The organism is Streptomyces sp. NPDC018964, assembly GCF_044390325.1.
GTDB lineage: Bacteria > Actinomycetota > Actinomycetes > Streptomycetales > Streptomycetaceae > Streptomyces.
The window spans coordinates 1-14,581 of the sequence record NZ_JBIRYZ010000030.1; the positions used below are offsets into that span (position 1 = coordinate 1).

Here is a 14,581-nt window from a genome sequence, read left to right on the forward strand (position 1 = left end):
GCAAGAAGGGCGTCCAGGCTGGTAGTCACACACGAGCCAACGGGCGCCCTTCGCCATGGTCGCGGCCAGCACAAACATCGGACTCATTCATCTAGGGGGAGAGGCCAGACGGTTTGGGGGGCGCCGGACGGGCTGGGAGGGGCGGACGGTTTAAGGGAGGGCTGGACGGGCCGGGGAGGGGCCGGACGGGGTGGGAGGGGTCGGGTGGGGTGGGAGGGGTCGGGTGGGCTGGGGGCTGGAGGGACCGGATGGGTTGATGGGGTCGGGTGGGCCGGGGTGTTACTCCGGGGCTGTCGCCTTCAGGGCCAGCCACAGTTCCATGCGGGTGTCCGGGTCGTCCAGGGAGCGGCCGAGGATCTCCTCCACCCGGCGCATGCGGTAGCGGAGGGTGTGGCGGTGGACGCCGAGGTCGGCCGCCGCCGCGTCCCACTGGCCGTGGCGGGAGAGCCAGGCGCGCAGCGAGGCGACGAGGTCGCCGCGGCCCGTCGCGTCGTGTTCGCGCAGGGCGCGCAGCAGCCCGTCGGCGAACGCCCTGACCGCGTCGTCGGCGAGCAGCGGCAGGACCGACCCGGCGGCCATGTGCTCGTGCTCCACCAGCACCCTCCCCCGCCGCCGCGCCACCGAGAGCGCCTGCTCGGCCTGCTTGTAGGCGGCGGACGCGGCGATCGGTCCGGCCGGTGCGGACAGTCCGACGACCAGTTCGTCGTCGTCGGACTTGCGGGCCGCCTCCCGCGCGGCGGCGTGGTCGCGGCAGGCGGCCACGACGGCGCCGCCGTCGCAGGCCAGTATGACCAGCCGGTTCCCCTCCGGCACGACCAGGACCGCCTCCCCGGAGCGGGCGGCGGCGGACTCCGCGACCTCGGCGAGGGCGCCGAGGGCGTCGCCGTTCGCCTCGCCCCCGGCGGCCACGATGATCCGGAAGGGCGCGTCGAGCAGGTCGTCGTACAGGTCCCCGGCCACCGCGCGGGCGTGGTCCGGCTCCCCGGCGAGCAGCATGCGCAGGACGGCGGCGCCGATGCGCTGCTCGGCGGCGTGCAGGGAGCGGGAGCGTTCCGTGGTCAGGGTGAGCAGGGCGACCGCGGAGTGGACGGCGTACCGCTCGGCGGTGCCGAGGGCGGCGGCCGTGCCGACGGCGAGCGCCGCGCGGGGGCGCCGGCCGGTGCCGAGGGAGTGCAGTTCGACCCGGTCCTCGTTCTCCGGGCCGGCCACTACCGAGGAGGCGGGCGCGGGCCGCTCCCGCAGCCGGGTCACGTCCGGGACGAGCCGCGCGGCGCGCCGCACCGCCCACTCCGGTGCCGCGGCCACGACGGCGCCCGAGGCGTCGTACAGCGCGGCCCACCCGTCGACCTGGGCGGCGAGCGCGGCCAGCAGTCCCGCCGGCCCCTCGGCCAGGGCCTGCCTCGTCAGTTCCCGCTGGGCCGCGAACCCCGCGGTCACCGCGCGGTACTGGTCGGCGGCGATGGCGGCGGACACGGCCTTGCTGATCGCCAGGAACGGGGTGCGGCGGGGCACCTCGAGCAGCGGCAGGCCCTCCGCGCGCGCCGCCTCGACCAGGGCGTCCGGGACGTCCTCGTAGTGGACCCCGACGGCGAAGCCGAGCCCGACGACACCCGCGCCCACCAGCCGCTTCACATAGCGGCGCATCGCTTCCCGGTCCTCCGCGTCGAGCTTGAGCGCGGTGATCAGCAGCAGCTCCCCGCCCTCCATGTACGGCACGGGGTCGGCGAGCTCACTGGCGTGCGCCCAGCGGACCGGCACGTCGAGGCGGTCCTCGCCCGCGCGCACCGTCAGTCTGAGCGCGGAGTGGTGGACGAGCGAGGCGAGCGTCGGGGGCATGGGTGCCTTGAGCCTTCGGGTCTGCGTCGGGTGAGGGAGAACGCGGTGATCTTTTGGCCGCGGCGTATGAACGGCCTGTGCCGATTCTGCCTCACTGTACGGTCCCCGGCCGCCCGGCCGGGAAGATCACCCGCGGAGGTCCACCAGCAGCGGCGGCGCGTGCTCGCCCTCGACGGTCGTCAGCGACAGCACCGCGTGACCGGGCGGCACCGCGTGCGCCAGCTGCGACGCCGACCACCGCTCCCGCTCGACCTGGCGCACGGTGACCGCTTCCGTCGTCACCTCCTGTCCCGTCAGCCGCTTGCGCACCGCGTGGAGGAACCGCGTCATCGGCTGGTCGGCGAAGACGGTGTGCTTGGCGACCTCCGTCGTCTCCACCCACTCGGTGCCCCAGGTCTGCGCGAACCGGCTGCCGTCCCAGGTGGTGACACCGCAGAAGGCCATGCGGCAGCCAACCGCTCCGTACAGCGGGCCGTGCAGCGCCTCGGGGACGTCACCGACGGTGCGCAGGGCGAGCAGCACGCCCGCGTTCTGCGAACGCAGCCGCTGGATGCGCCGGACCGACTCCGCGGTGACCGTGCCGGTCGCGTCGTCCAGGACCAGGGCGGCGAAGTGCGCGCGCCGGCCGGCCCGGACGGCGGCGTGGAACTGTGCGAGCACCAGCCGCGTGATCAGCCGGCCGGCCTCCTCGTGACCGTGCTCGGGCAGATCGATCCGCACCCGCAGGGGGTGGTGGGCGATCGCGCGCAGGGAGAAGAGCCGGCCCGGGCCGCCCCTGCCGAGGAAGCCCGCGAACACCGGCCGGTCCAGCAGGGCCAGCCGGTCGGCCAGGGGCCGGCCCGCGTCGCCCGGCGTACCCGTCTGCCGGACACGGGCGTCGAGCTCGCGGCACATGACGTCGTCCCCGCTCTCGGCGAGCGCCTGCCGCAACGGGGTCAGCGCCCTTTCCTCGCCCTCCAGCAGCTCGCGCAGCTCCGGCAGGGCGGGGAAGCGCCCGTGCACCGCCCGGAAGGGGCCGAGCAGTTGGGCCAGGGCGGTGGCGGCGCCCCGCGCGCCGCCCGTGTCGAGGTCGCCCACCAGCGCCTCGGCGAGAATCGCGGCCGCTTCGTCCGGATCGTCGGACTCGGCGTACGGGTCGAGGTCGTGCACCGAGGACGCGTCACCGATCCGCACGATCACGTCGAAGAGGTCGTCCCCGCACAGCGGGCTCCCGGCGGCGGAGACGGCCACGACGGCGCAGCTCCCGGTGAGCGCCTGGAGGGTGAGCGCCTCGGTCACCGGCTCGACGAGGGTGCGGGTCTTGCCGGACCCGGAGGGGCCGACGGCGAGCAGCGAGGTGCCGAGCACGTCCGGGCCGAGGGCCGCTCCCGCGCCGTGGTACGGCAGCGGGGCGTGCTCGTGCTCCACCCAGCGGCCGAGGCGCACCTGACCGGCGAGCAGGTCGTGGAGGGCGGTCCGACGCGGCACGTCCCGGGCGCCGGAGGGATGCGTCCATGCCGCGCCGCCCCGGCTCAGGACGGTGTCGCGGAAGGCGCCCAGGGCGGCGGTGCGCCGGGCGACGGCGAAGGCGTGCTCGACGCGGGCGCAGTCGACGTCGTTCATCCGGCCGCCGGCGACCTCGGCGGTGAGCAGGTCCGCGGCCTCGTGCTGGCCGGCGTCGCGGAGAGCGGGCCACTGGGAGCGGGGCCGGTCGGGCACCTCGGCGGCGTCGGCGGCCGGCCGGCGGGAGGCGAGCAGCCTCCTCGCGTACGGCACCCAGTCGCCGAGGCGGGCGAACGGCCACAGCACGAGCAGCGTGACGACCGTGTGCAGCGTGTACGTGTAGAGGACGGAGCTCATCAGGTCGTAGCTGTCCGTGACCAGCACGGTGAGGGACAGCAGTGGATAGAGGACCGGCGCCTCCGCCCAGCCGAGCACCGGGAAGGCGTCGGGGAAGACGAAACTGAGGGCGAGGACGGCCAGACCGGCGGCGATCAGGGCCTGTCCCGGCTGGGCCACCCGGCTCACGTAGTGGCGGACGATGGCCCGCCAACTGCCGAGCACCCCTACCGCGAGCACGAGCGCGGCGAAGAAGACGGCGTCGGCGACGTGCAGGAAGAGCATCCCCGGGAGCGGCTCCACACGTCCCTCGACTGGCTTGGGAGTCACCACCGTACCGGCCCACCACCAGTCGTCCGGCGTGAAGAGCCGCAGGACGGCACCCTTGAACGGGAAGTAGCCGCGCTGCCAGAGCGACCATGCCCCGATCGCCAGGGCGACCGGGATCAGCATGCCGGCGACCGTCGTCGGAGCGATTCGTTCCGGGATCTCCTTCGGACGGTAGCCGTACCGCCAGATCCCCGGCCGGGCGGCCGGCCTCTCCGTGTCGAGCCAGGCGGCGACGGTGGACACGGGCCGGGGAGCCTGTCCGGGCGCGGGCGGCACGCCCGGTGCCCGGCTCGGACGCGGTGGCGCCTTCGGCACGTCCGGCGGACTCGCCGGGCGCGGTACGGGGTCGGCATGCGTGCCCCGTGCGTCCTGGGTACCGTCGCTGTCCATCGCCCTGCCCCCTGAGCAGCCGCTCCATCCGCCGTCAGCGGTCAATCTAACGCCCCGACAGGGCAAATCCACCGCTTGCGGGGCCCCGGCCGCGGGCAGTCGTGCCTCCACCGCTCGAGCGAAGCCGGGAGCGGGGGAGGCACGGCCGCCGACGCGGGCGGGCGAGCCCACCCCCGCTATGTCCATCACGGACAACGGGAGACCCCGGACAACGCCCACATGGAGCATGCCCAGCCCTCCTCGGCGGCCCTAGCCTGCGAGAAAAGAACGCAAGCGTCCGAAACACCCCCCAGGAGCCCCGCATGACCGCACTTCCGCAGGAGCGCCGCGTCGTCACCGCCATCCCCGGCCCGAAGTCGCAGGAGCTGCAGGCCCGCCGCACCGCCGCGGTCGCGCAGGGCGTGGGCTCCGTGCTGCCCGTGTTCACCACCCGCGCGGGCGGCGGCATCATCGAGGACGTCGACGGCAACCGGCTGATCGACTTCGGCTCCGGCATCGCCGTGACCTCCGTCGGCGCCTCCGCCGAGGCCGTCGTCCGCCGCGCCTCCGCCCAGCTCGCCGACTTCACCCACACCTGCTTCATGGTCACGCCGTACGAGGGCTACGTGGCCGTCGCCGAGGCGCTCGCCGAGCTGACCCCGGGCGACCACGCCAAGAAGTCCGCGCTGTTCAACAGCGGCGCCGAGGCCGTCGAGAACGCCGTCAAGATCGCGCGTGCGTACACGAAGCGGCAGGCGGTCGTCGTCTTCGACCACGGCTACCACGGCCGTACGAACCTCACCATGGCGCTGACCGCGAAGAACATGCCGTACAAGCACGGCTTCGGCCCGTTCGCGCCCGAGGTGTACCGCGTCCCGGTCGCCTACGGCTACCGCTGGCCGACCGGCCCGGAGAACGCGGGCCCGGAGGCCGCCGCGCAGGCCATCGACCAGATCTCCAAGCAGGTCGGCGCCGAGAACGTGGCCGCGATCATCATCGAGCCGGTGCTCGGCGAGGGCGGCTTCATCGAGCCGGCCAAGGGCTTCCTGCCCGCGATCAGCGAGTTCGCCAAGGACAACGGCATCGTCTTCGTCGCCGACGAGATCCAGTCCGGCTTCTGCCGCACCGGCCAGTGGTTCGCCTGCGAGGACGAGGGCATCGTCCCGGACCTGATCACCACCGCGAAGGGCATCGCCGGCGGTCTGCCGCTGGCCGCCGTCACCGGCCGCGCCGAGATCATGGACGCCGCCCACTCGGGCGGCCTGGGCGGCACCTACGGCGGCAACCCGGTCGCCTGCGCGGGCGCGCTCGGCGCGATCGAGACGATGAAGGAGCTCGACCTCAACGCCAGGGCGAAGAACATCGAGGCGATCATGAAGGCCCGCCTCACCGCCATGGCCGAGAAGTACGACGTCATCGGCGACGTCCGCGGCCGGGGCGCGATGATCGCCATCGAACTGGTCAAGGACCGCGCCACCAAGGAGCCGAACCCCGAGGCGACGGCCGCGCTGGCCAAGGCCTGCCACCAGGAGGGCCTGCTGGTCCTGACCTGTGGCACCTACGGCAACGTGCTGCGCTTCCTGCCCCCGCTGGTCATCGGCGAGGACCTGCTGAACGAGGGCCTCGACATCATCGAGCAGGCGTTCGCGCGCATCTGAGCCGGCATCAGGGCAGGTGAGCCGCCCGGAACGGCCGCCGGGACCGGTGAGCGCAGAGCGTGTGAAGAACGTGTGCGAGGTGGATGACAGGGGCCCGTCGGCCCTGTCGCGGGGCCACCCCCCTGCCGTAGGTTTCCTCGTGGATGAGAGATACACCCCGTCCACGGGGAACCGTGGACTGGTTCAGGCCGGGGCCTCCCCAGCTTCGACCTGGTCGTGCCTCGCGCACACGAACCGGGGCCCGAGGGCCTCGGGTCTCCTCACGATCGGACGGTCGCCCGCCCCACACCCCCCGGGGCGCGCGACGTTCCGGTCCGGACGGCCGTCCGGGCACCTCACACGGCACGCCGTTCCAGAAGGGCCAGTGCACACCCCCCCTTTGCACTGGCCCTTCGGCATGCACCGGCCCTTACCTGCGAAGCTGTGCACCATGCTGCTGCTGGGACCGCCCGTTCTCCTCTTCGCGCTGATCACCTGGCAGGTCGTCGCCGACGGTCCGCTGGTGGGCCTCGACGAGCGGCTGAGCCGGGAACTGGTCCATCCGGACCGGGCCTCCGAACTCCTCGCCGACCTCGGCAACGTCCAGGTCGCCCTCCCCGTCCTGGCGATCGCGCTGGCGTACGTCGCCCTGCGCGGACGTGCCACAGGTGTGGACCGCTGGTGGCTGCCGCCCGCGGCCGGACTCGCGGCGATGGCACTGGTGCCGGCGCTGGTCGCGCCCCTGAAGGAGTGGACCGACCGCCCGGGAACCCCGGCTGTGCCCCCGGCGGTCGGCTACTACCCCTCCGGGCACACGGCCACCGCCGTCGTGGCGTACGGCGCGGCGACGTTGCTCCTCCTCCCGCTGCTGCGTTCGCCGGCGGCGCGCCGCGCGCTCGTCGTGGTCTGCGCCGTCCTCGTCGCCGGCGCCTCGTTCGGGCTGGTGCGCCGGGGCTACCACTGGCCGCTGGACGTGGCGGCCAGCTGGTGCCTCGGCGCGGTGCTGCTGGCCGGCGTGTGGCTGCTGGCCGGCCGGGGCGGCCGTCGGAGCTCCGCCGGGGCTCCCGGCTCCCGGACGGGGACCGGCTGACCGGCCCGGCGGCTCAGCTGTCGAAGCCCAGGCCCGGCCGGTCCATCGTCCGCAGCCACGGATCGCGCCGCCCGGCCCGCGCGTCCGCCCTGGCCGGCGACCACTTGGTGAGCGCGATGCCGGTCCAGGCGTACGTCTCCGGCCGGTCGTCGTACTCGGCGCCGGTGAGGGCGGGTTCGGGGCCGGGCCCGCCGGGGGCGTCCAGCCGGTAGGAGACCGGCCGGGCCTCGGAAAGTGATGTCGTCCAACGGCTCATGGCGCCAGGGGCCATGATGTCGACTCCCTACGGTGCTTTCATGCCTTCTGCCGGTTGCGGCGGTTTCCGATGACCATCGAGACCAGGACCAGCAGGACGGCGAGGGCGAACATGGCCGTACCGATCACATTGATCTGCACGGGAGTTCCGCGCTGCGCGGAGCCCCATACGAACATCGGGAAGGTGACGGTCGAGCCGGCGTTGAAATTGGTGATGATGAAATCGTCGAAGGAGAGCGCGAAGGCGAGCAGCGCGCCCGCCGCGATGCCGGGGGCGGCGATCGGCAGCGTGACCCGGACGAACGTCTGGAACGGGCCGGCGTACAGGTCCTGCGCGGCCTGCTCCAGCCTCGGGTCCATCGACATCACGCGCGCCTTCACGGCGACCACGACGAAGCTGAGGCAGAACATGATGTGGGCGATCAGGATCGTCCAGAAGCCGAGCCGGGCACCCATGTTGAGGAACAGGGTGAGCAGCGAGGCCGCCATGACCACCTCGGGCATCGCCATCGGCAGGAAGATCAGCGAGTTCACCGCGGGGCGGGCGCGGAAGCGGTAGCGGGCCAGCGCGAAGGCGATCATCGTGCCGAGCAGGGTGGCGCCGAGCGTCGCCCACAGGGCGAGCTGGAGGCTGAGCGACAGCGAGGCGCACAGTCCGGAGACGCCGCAGGGGTCCTTCCACGCCTCGGTGGAGAATTCCTGCCACGTGTAATTGAAGCGCCCCTTCGGTTGGTTGAAGGAGAACACGGTGACGACGACGTTCGGCAGGAGGAGATAGGCGAGGGTCAGCAGTCCCGCGATGACCACGAAATGACGCTTGAGCCAGTTGACGAAGGTCATTTAAACCAGATCCTCCGTGCCGGACTTGCGGATGTAGAGCGTGACGACGACGAGGATCGCGGCCATCAGGAGGAACGAGAGCGCCGCGGCCGTCGGATAGTCGAGAATGCGCAGGAACTGCGACTGGATGACATTGCCGACCATGCGGGTGTCGGTCGAGCCGAGCAGATCCGCGTTGATGTAGTCGCCGGACGCCGGGATGAAGGTCAGCAGCGTGCCGGAGACCACGCCCGGCATCGACAGCGGGAAGGTGACCCTGCGGAAGGTGGTCGACGGCCTGGCGTACAGGTCGTTCGCCGCCTCGTGCAGCCGGGGGTCGATGCGCTCCAGCGAGGTGTAGAGCGGCAGGATCATGAACGGCAGGAAGTTGTACGTCAGACCGCACACCACCGCGAGCGGCGTGGCGAGCACCCGGTCGCCGGCGGTCCAGCCGAGCCACGCCGTGACGTCCAGGACGTGCAAGGTGTTCAGGGCGTCGACCACCGGGCCGCCGTCGGCGAGGATCGTCTTCCAGGCGAGCGTGCGGATCAGGAAGCTGGTGAAGAACGGCGCGATCACCAGGATCATGATCAGGTTCCGCCAGCGTCCCGCGCGGAAGGCGATCAGATACGCCAGCGGGTAGCCGAGCAGCAGGCACAGCACGGTCGCGGAGGCCGCGTAGAGCACCGAGCGCACGAACTGCGGCCAGTACTCGGACAGCGCGTCCCCGTAGGTGGCGAAGTGCCAGGTGACCTGGTAACCCTCCTCCAGGGAGCCCGTCTGCACGGACGTGGAGGCCTGGTAGATCACCGGCAGCGCGAAGAACACGAACAGCCAGAGCAGACCGGGCAGCAGGAGCAGGTACGGCGTCCAGCGGCCCCGCCCGCGCGGTGGCTTCCGCTCCGGCGGGGCGGGCGCCAGGGGCGGCGCCTCGGTGACCGTCGTCATCGGGCGACCTCTTCCCCGGCCGTCCCGACGCCCGCGGAGCCCACTGTCCCGGCAAGTGGGGACTGCGCCGCGTCCAGTCCGAAGGTGTGCGCCGGGTTCCAGTGCAGGACCACCTCGGCGCCGGGCACCAGCCGGGGATCGCGGTCGATGTTCTGGACGTAGACCTCGACGTCGGAGCAGACCGGGCTGTCGACGACGAACTGCGTGGACACGCCGATGAAACTGGAGGCGGCGATCCGCCCGGTGATCCGGTTGCGGCCCTCGGGTATCGCGCCGGCGTCGTCGGCGTGGGTGAGGGAGATCTTCTCCGGGCGCACCCCGACCAGCACCTTGCCGCCGGCCGTCGTGGGCGCGCTGGTGCGGGCACTGGGCAGGACGAGCTTGCCGCCGCCCGCCCTGAGGACGATCCCGTCGCCGGACCTCGCGTCGACCTCGGCCTCGATGAGGTTGGAGGTGCCGAGGAAGTTGGCGACGAACGTGGTGCGCGGGTTCTCGTACAGATCGGTGGGCGAGCCGAGCTGCTCGACGCGGCCGGCGTTCATCACGGCGACCGTGTCGGCCATGGTCATGGCCTCCTCCTGGTCGTGCGTGACGTGCACGAAGGTGATGCCGACCTCGGTCTGGATGCGCTTGAGCTCCAGCTGCATCTGGCGGCGCAGCTTCAGGTCGAGGGCGCCCAGCGGCTCGTCGAGCAGCAGTACCTTGGGGTGGTTGATCAGCGCGCGGGCCACCGCGACGCGCTGCTGCTGGCCGCCGGAGAGCTGGTGCGGCTTCTTGCGGGCCTGCTCGCCGAGCTGCACCAGCTCCAGCATCTCCTCGACCTGCTTCCTCACGCTTCGGATGCCGCGCCGGCGCAGACCGAAGGCGACGTTCTCGAAGATGTCGAGGTGCGGGAAGAGGGCGTAGGACTGGAAGACCGTGTTCACCGGCCGCTTGTACGGCGGCAGCGCGGTGACGTCCTGGTCGCCGAGGTGGACGGTGCCGCTCGTGGGCTCCTCCAGGCCGGCGATCATCCGCAGGGTGGTGGTCTTGCCGCAGCCGGACGCGCCGAGCAGGGCGAAGAAGGAGCCCTGCGGCACGGTCAGGTCGAGGGGGTGCACGGCGGTGAAGGAGCCGTACGTCTTGCCGATGCCGGTGAGGCGGACGTCCCCGCCGCCGTGGCCGGCCGTGGTGGTGTCTTCGGTCGTCTTCATCTCGTCACGCCCCAGTGAGCTTCGCGAACTTCTCTTCGAATTCCGTCTCTTCCTCGGCGCTCAGTGAGCGGAAGGCACGGGACTTGGCCTGCATGGCCCGGTCGGGGAGGATCAGCGGGTTGTTCGCCGCGTCCTCGTCGAGCTTCGCGAGCTCGTCCTTCACTCCCTCGACCGGGCAGACGAAGTTGATGTAGGCGGCGAGTTCCGCGGCCGGCCCCGGCTCGAAGTAGTAGTCGATCAGCCGCTCGGCGTTGGTCTTGTGACGGGCCTTGTCGGGGACGAGCAGGTTGTCGCTGGACATCATGTAGCCGCTGTCGGGGATCAGGAAGTCGATGTCCGGGTTGTCCGCCTTGAGCTGGACGACGTCCCCGGCCCAGGCCACACAGGCGGCGAAGTCGCCCTTGCTGATGTCCGCGGTGTAGTCGTTGCCGGTGAAGCGGCGGATCTGGCCCTTGTCGACGGCCCTCTGCAGGCGGGCGAGCGCCGCGTCGTAGTCGTCGGCGGTGAACCTCTCCGGCTCCTTGCCCATGTCGAGCAGGGTCAGGCCCATGGTGTCGCGCATCTCGGTGAGCAGTCCGACCCGGCCCTTGAGCTTCGGGTTGTCCAGCAGGTCGGAGAGGGTCCGCACCTCGACACCGTCGAGCGCCTTCTTGTTGTAGGCGATGACGGTCGCGATGCCCTGCCAGGGGTAGGAGTAGGCGCGGCCCGGGTCCCAGTCGGGGCTGCGGAACTGGGGCGACAGGTTGGCGAAGGCGTGCGGGAGGTTGGCCGGGTCCAGTTTCTGCACCCAGCCGAGGCGGATCAGGCGGGCGGCCAGCCAGTCGGTGAGGACGATGAGGTCGCGGCCGGTGTCCTGGCCCGCGGCGAGCTGCGGCTTGATCTTGCCGAAGAACTCGGTGTTGTCGTTGATGTCCTCGGTGTACGTGACCTTGACGCCGGTACGTTCCGTGAACGCGTCCAGCGTGGGGTGCGCGCGCCCGCTGTCGTCGACGTCCATGTACTCGGTCCAGTTGGAGAAGGTGACGGTCTTCTCCTCCTTCGAGTGGTCCTCCGCCGGGACACCGCCCCGGGTGTTTCCGGCCGGGGGGATGCCGCAGCCGCTCAGCGCGCCGAGACCGCCGGCCGCGAGCGCGCCGCCCGCGGAGGCGCGCAGCAGGGAACGGCGGGACAGGGCCGCCCTGCCGGTGCGGAGGCTGCGCCGCACGGCGGCCGCCCGGGCCGGTGAGAGGCGGTCGGGCTCGTACTGCTCCATGCGCGTGGTGCCCTTTCGGGAGGGTGGCCGCGGGTCGGGCGGCCTGGCTGCTATCGGTCCCCGAAGATGGTGCGGTGCCAGTCCTTGCGGACCACCGCGGTGTTGTCGAACATGACGTGCTTGACCTGCGTGTACTCCTCGAACGAATAGGTGGACATGTCCTTGCCGAAGCCGGACGCCCGGTAGCCGCCGTGCGGCATCTCGCTGATGATCGGGATGTGGTCGTTGATCCACACGCACCCGGCCTTGATCTCGCGGGTGGCGCGGCCCGTGCGGTACACGTCCCGGCTCCAGGCGGAGGCGGCGAGTCCGTACGGGGTGTCGTTGGCCAGCGCGATGCCCTCGTCGTCGGTGTCGAAGGGCAGGACGACCAGCACCGGACCGAAGATCTCGGACTGCACGACCTCGCTGTCCTGCGCCGCGTCGGCGATGAGCGTGGGGCGATAGTACGCGCCGTCCCTCAGGTCCCCCCGAGGGGCCTCACCGCCGGTCACCACGCGGGCGTGGACGCGCGCCCGGTCGACGAATCCGGCCACCCGGTCGCGCTGGGCGTGCGAGACCATCGGGCCGAGGTCGGTGCCGGGGGCGAACGGGTCGCCGAGCCGGACGGTCTCCATCAGGGCGGCGGTGCGCTCGACGAACGCCTCGTGGAGCGGGCGCTGCACGTACGCGCGGGTGGCGGCCGTGCAGTCCTGCCCGGTGTTGATCAGCGCGCCCGCGACCGCGCCGTGGACGGCGGCGTCGAGGTCGGCGTCGTCGAAGACGACGAAGGGGGCCTTGCCGCCGAGCTCCAGGTGGAGGCGCTTGACGGTGGCGGTGGCGATCCCGGCGACCCGCCTGCCGACGGCGGTGGAACCGGTGAAGGAGACCATGGCCACGCCGGGGTGGCCGACCAGGTGCTCGCCCGCCTCCGCGCCGGTACCGGTGACGACGTTGACCACACCGTCCGGGATGCCCGCGTCGGTGGCGGCCTGCGCGAAGAGCAGCGAGGTCAGCGGGGTGAGCTCGGCGGGCTTGAGGACGACGGTGTTGCCCGCGGCGATCGCCGGGAGGATCTTCCAGGCGGCCATCTGGAGGGGGTAGTTCCAGGGGGCGACGGAGCCCACGACGCCGATCGGCTCGCGGCGGACGTACGAGGTGTGGTCGCCGGAGTACTCGCCGGCCGACTGCCCCGTCAGGTGGCGGGCGGCGCCGGCGAAGAAGGCGATGTTGTCGATCGTGCCCGGGACGTCGAACCCGCGGCTCAGCTTCAGGGGCTTGCCGCACTGCAGCGACTCCGCGCGGGCGAAGTCCTCCGCGCGGTCGGCGACGACGGCGGCGAACCGGTGCAGGGCGTCGGACCGCTCACCGGGAGTGGCGCCGGCCCACGCCGGGAACGCCTCCCGCGCGGCGGCGACGGCCGCGTCGACGTCACGGGGGCCGGCGAGTTCGTACGGGTACACCTCGGTACCGGTGGCCGGGTCGACGACGGCGTGGGTCCGGCCCGAGGTGCCCTTCGTCAGGCGGCCCGCGATGAACTGCGCGCCGTCCGCGAACCGGTCCCGGGCGGGAAAACGTTCCGGGGTGGTGGTGCCCGGGTCGTGCATGTCGCTCTCCTCCGTGTCCCCGAGGGCGGCGTGGCTCCAGCTCGAATTGAGTGCCGATCCTGACAGAGCGATGGGACTCCAACAAGTGATTCCGTTGTTGCCTTTTGGTTACGCGACGAAATCTGTCGACCAGGTGTCGAGTCGCCACGGAAAAGGCAGGACGGAGTGTCAGTGGTTGCTGCCAGACTCACGCCGACGGGCGCGGAAGTCGCCCCCGCCGCCCTTACCCGTCCCGTCCCGGGGGCGCTGCCCCCGGACCCCCGCTCCTCGAACGCCGGAGAGGCTGAAATCTAGCCTCTCCGGCGTTCGGGGAGCGGGGTCTGGGGCGGAGCCCCAGTTTCGGGACGGGAAGGGGCGGCGGGGGCGCGTCACACCGCGAGGAGAGGAGCACAGGGGCCGATGGACTCACGAGAGAAACTGATCGAGGCGGTCCGCACCGGAGCGAAGGTCAAGTACCTGCACTTCTGGGGGCACCGGCCGTCACCGGACGGCCGGACCGGGCCGAGCTGCCTCAGCCAGTGGTGGCCGTCGCCGTTCACGGTGGACGGCGTGGAGTACGCGACCGCCGAGCACTGGATGATGGCGGCCAAGGCCCGGCTGTTCGGTGACCCGGAGGGGGAGCGGCGGGTGCTGGCCGCGGGGCACCCCGCGCAGGCGAAGAAGGCAGGGCGGCTGGTGCGGGGCTTCGACGAGGAGACATGGCTCCGGGAGCGGTTCGGCATCGTCGTCGAGGGCAGCGTGCACAAGTTCGCGGCCCACGACGACCTGCGGGCCTTTCTGCTGGGCACGGGCGAGCGCGTGCTGGTCGAGGCGAGCCCGGTGGACCGGGTGTGGGGCATCGGCCTCGCGGCCGGCGACGAGGGGGCGAGCGACCCGGAGTGCTGGCGGGGCCCGAACCTGCTGGGATTCGCGCTGATGGAGGCCCGACGACGCCTGCGCACCGGCTGAGACGCCTGCGCACCGGCCGAGATGGCCGCGCATCGGTTCAGACGGTCGTGCATCGGCTGAGGCCCGTGCACCGGCTGAGACGCCTGCGCACTGGCTGAGATGGCCGCGCATCGGCTGAGACCCGTGCACCGGCTGAGACGGTCGTGCACCGGCTGAGGCAGCCATGCACCGGCTGAGACCTGTGCATCGGCTGAGATGGCTGCGCATCGGTTCAGACGGCCGCGTATCGGCTGAGACCTGTGCATCGGCTCGGACGGTCGCGCATCGGCTGAGATGACCGTGCACCGGCTCAGACGGCCGCGCACCGGCTGAACGGAAGCCTTCGCGCACGACCGGGGGACAGGCGTCCAGGGCGTGGCGCCGATGTCTCCCGTCCCGGTACCACGGACCGGGGGACAGGTGTTCAGGGCGTGGCGCCGATGTCTCCCGTCCCGGTACCACGGACCGGGGGACAGGTGTTCAGGGCGTGGCGCCGATGTCTCCCGTCCCGGTACCACGGG

Annotated in this window: 11 protein-coding genes; 3 read left to right on the forward strand and 8 right to left on the reverse strand. The window is 72.2% G+C overall.

The window, feature by feature from the left end; translation table 11 throughout:
• Positions 1-279: 279 nt before the first annotated feature.
• Positions 280-1,836 (reverse strand): PucR family transcriptional regulator, encoded by a 1,557-nt coding sequence (locus ACH5AO_RS33005; RefSeq protein WP_398931148.1) that lies wholly within the window; start codon positions 1,834-1,836, stop codon positions 280-282.
• A 126-nt stretch (positions 1,837-1,962) separates the two neighbouring features.
• Positions 1,963-4,374 (reverse strand): ATP/GTP-binding protein, encoded by a 2,412-nt coding sequence (locus ACH5AO_RS33010; protein ID WP_398931150.1) that lies wholly within the window; start codon positions 4,372-4,374, stop codon positions 1,963-1,965.
• Between the two features lie 302 nt (positions 4,375-4,676).
• On the opposite strand from ACH5AO_RS33010, the gene gabT reads away from it, so the two are divergent.
• Both gabT and ACH5AO_RS33020 read left to right on the forward strand, forming a co-directional pair.
• Positions 4,677-6,011 carry a 4-aminobutyrate--2-oxoglutarate transaminase gene (gene gabT, locus ACH5AO_RS33015; RefSeq protein ID WP_398931152.1) on the forward strand — a complete coding sequence of 445 codons (1,335 nt, stop codon included), beginning with the start codon at positions 4,677-4,679 and terminating at the stop codon, positions 6,009-6,011.
• Between the two features lie 430 nt (positions 6,012-6,441).
• Positions 6,442-7,080 carry a phosphatase PAP2 family protein gene (locus ACH5AO_RS33020; RefSeq protein WP_398931154.1) on the forward strand — a complete coding sequence of 213 codons (639 nt, stop codon included), beginning with the start codon at positions 6,442-6,444 and terminating at the stop codon, positions 7,078-7,080.
• A 13-nt stretch (positions 7,081-7,093) separates the two neighbouring features.
• On the opposite strand, the gene ACH5AO_RS33025 is transcribed toward ACH5AO_RS33020, so the two are convergent.
• From ACH5AO_RS33025 to ACH5AO_RS33050, 6 genes are read right to left on the reverse strand one after another with little or no spacing between them, the layout of a single operon-like run.
• Positions 7,094-7,351 (reverse strand): hypothetical protein, encoded by a 258-nt coding sequence (locus ACH5AO_RS33025; RefSeq protein WP_398931285.1) that lies wholly within the window; start codon positions 7,349-7,351, stop codon positions 7,094-7,096.
• A gap of 23 nt (positions 7,352-7,374) precedes the next feature.
• On the reverse strand, positions 7,375-8,175 hold the full coding sequence (locus ACH5AO_RS33030; protein WP_398931156.1) for an ABC transporter permease: 801 nt from the start codon (positions 8,173-8,175) through the stop codon (positions 7,375-7,377).
• Complete coding sequence (locus tag ACH5AO_RS33035; RefSeq protein ID WP_398931158.1) at positions 8,176-9,102, reverse strand: ABC transporter permease; 927 nt, start codon at positions 9,100-9,102, stop codon at positions 8,176-8,178.
• Positions 9,099-10,295 carry an ABC transporter ATP-binding protein gene (locus ACH5AO_RS33040; RefSeq protein WP_398931160.1) on the reverse strand — a complete coding sequence of 399 codons (1,197 nt, stop codon included), beginning with the start codon at positions 10,293-10,295 and terminating at the stop codon, positions 9,099-9,101. The genes ACH5AO_RS33035 and ACH5AO_RS33040 overlap by 4 nt, the downstream gene beginning before the upstream one ends.
• A 4-nt stretch (positions 10,296-10,299) precedes the next feature.
• On the reverse strand, positions 10,300-11,547 hold the full coding sequence (locus ACH5AO_RS33045; protein ID WP_398931162.1) for a spermidine/putrescine ABC transporter substrate-binding protein: 1,248 nt from the start codon (positions 11,545-11,547) through the stop codon (positions 10,300-10,302).
• Between the two features lie 50 nt (positions 11,548-11,597).
• A complete protein-coding gene (locus ACH5AO_RS33050; RefSeq protein ID WP_398931164.1) occupies positions 11,598-13,133 on the reverse strand; it encodes a gamma-aminobutyraldehyde dehydrogenase in 1,536 nt (511 codons plus the stop codon).
• A 399-nt stretch (positions 13,134-13,532) separates the two neighbouring features.
• Here ACH5AO_RS33050 and ACH5AO_RS33055 point away from each other — a divergent pair, with 399 nt between their 5' ends.
• Entirely contained in the window at positions 13,533-14,081 is a 549-nt protein-coding gene (locus ACH5AO_RS33055; RefSeq protein WP_398931166.1) for an NADAR family protein, read from the forward strand.
• The last annotated feature ends 500 nt before the right edge of the window (positions 14,082-14,581 follow it).

What these genes read in the sequence shown, in the direction of transcription:
- ACH5AO_RS33050 (WP_398931164.1), bottom strand. Translation starts at nt 13,133, where the DNA reads ATGCACGACCCGGGCACCACCACCCCGGAACGTTTTCCCGCCCGGGAC.
- ACH5AO_RS33045 (WP_398931162.1), bottom strand. Translation starts at nt 11,547, where the DNA reads ATGGAGCAGTACGAGCCCGACCGCCTCTCACCGGCCCGGGCGGCCGCC.
- ACH5AO_RS33005 (WP_398931148.1), bottom strand. Translation starts at nt 1,836, where the DNA reads ATGCCCCCGACGCTCGCCTCGCTCGTCCACCACTCCGCGCTCAGACTG.
- ACH5AO_RS33035 (WP_398931158.1), bottom strand. Translation starts at nt 9,102, where the DNA reads ATGACGACGGTCACCGAGGCGCCGCCCCTGGCGCCCGCCCCGCCGGAG.
- ACH5AO_RS33010 (WP_398931150.1), bottom strand. Translation starts at nt 4,374, where the DNA reads ATGGACAGCGACGGTACCCAGGACGCACGGGGCACGCATGCCGACCCC.
- ACH5AO_RS33025 (WP_398931285.1), bottom strand. Translation starts at nt 7,351, where the DNA reads ATGGCCCCTGGCGCCATGAGCCGTTGGACGACATCACTTTCCGAGGCC.
- ACH5AO_RS33020 (WP_398931154.1), top strand. Translation starts at nt 6,442, where the DNA reads ATGCTGCTGCTGGGACCGCCCGTTCTCCTCTTCGCGCTGATCACCTGG.
- ACH5AO_RS33040 (WP_398931160.1), bottom strand. Translation starts at nt 10,295, where the DNA reads ATGAAGACGACCGAAGACACCACCACGGCCGGCCACGGCGGCGGGGAC.
- ACH5AO_RS33055 (WP_398931166.1), top strand. Translation starts at nt 13,533, where the DNA reads ATGGACTCACGAGAGAAACTGATCGAGGCGGTCCGCACCGGAGCGAAG.
- ACH5AO_RS33030 (WP_398931156.1), bottom strand. Translation starts at nt 8,175, where the DNA reads ATGACCTTCGTCAACTGGCTCAAGCGTCATTTCGTGGTCATCGCGGGA.
- gabT (WP_398931152.1), top strand. Translation starts at nt 4,677, where the DNA reads ATGACCGCACTTCCGCAGGAGCGCCGCGTCGTCACCGCCATCCCCGGC.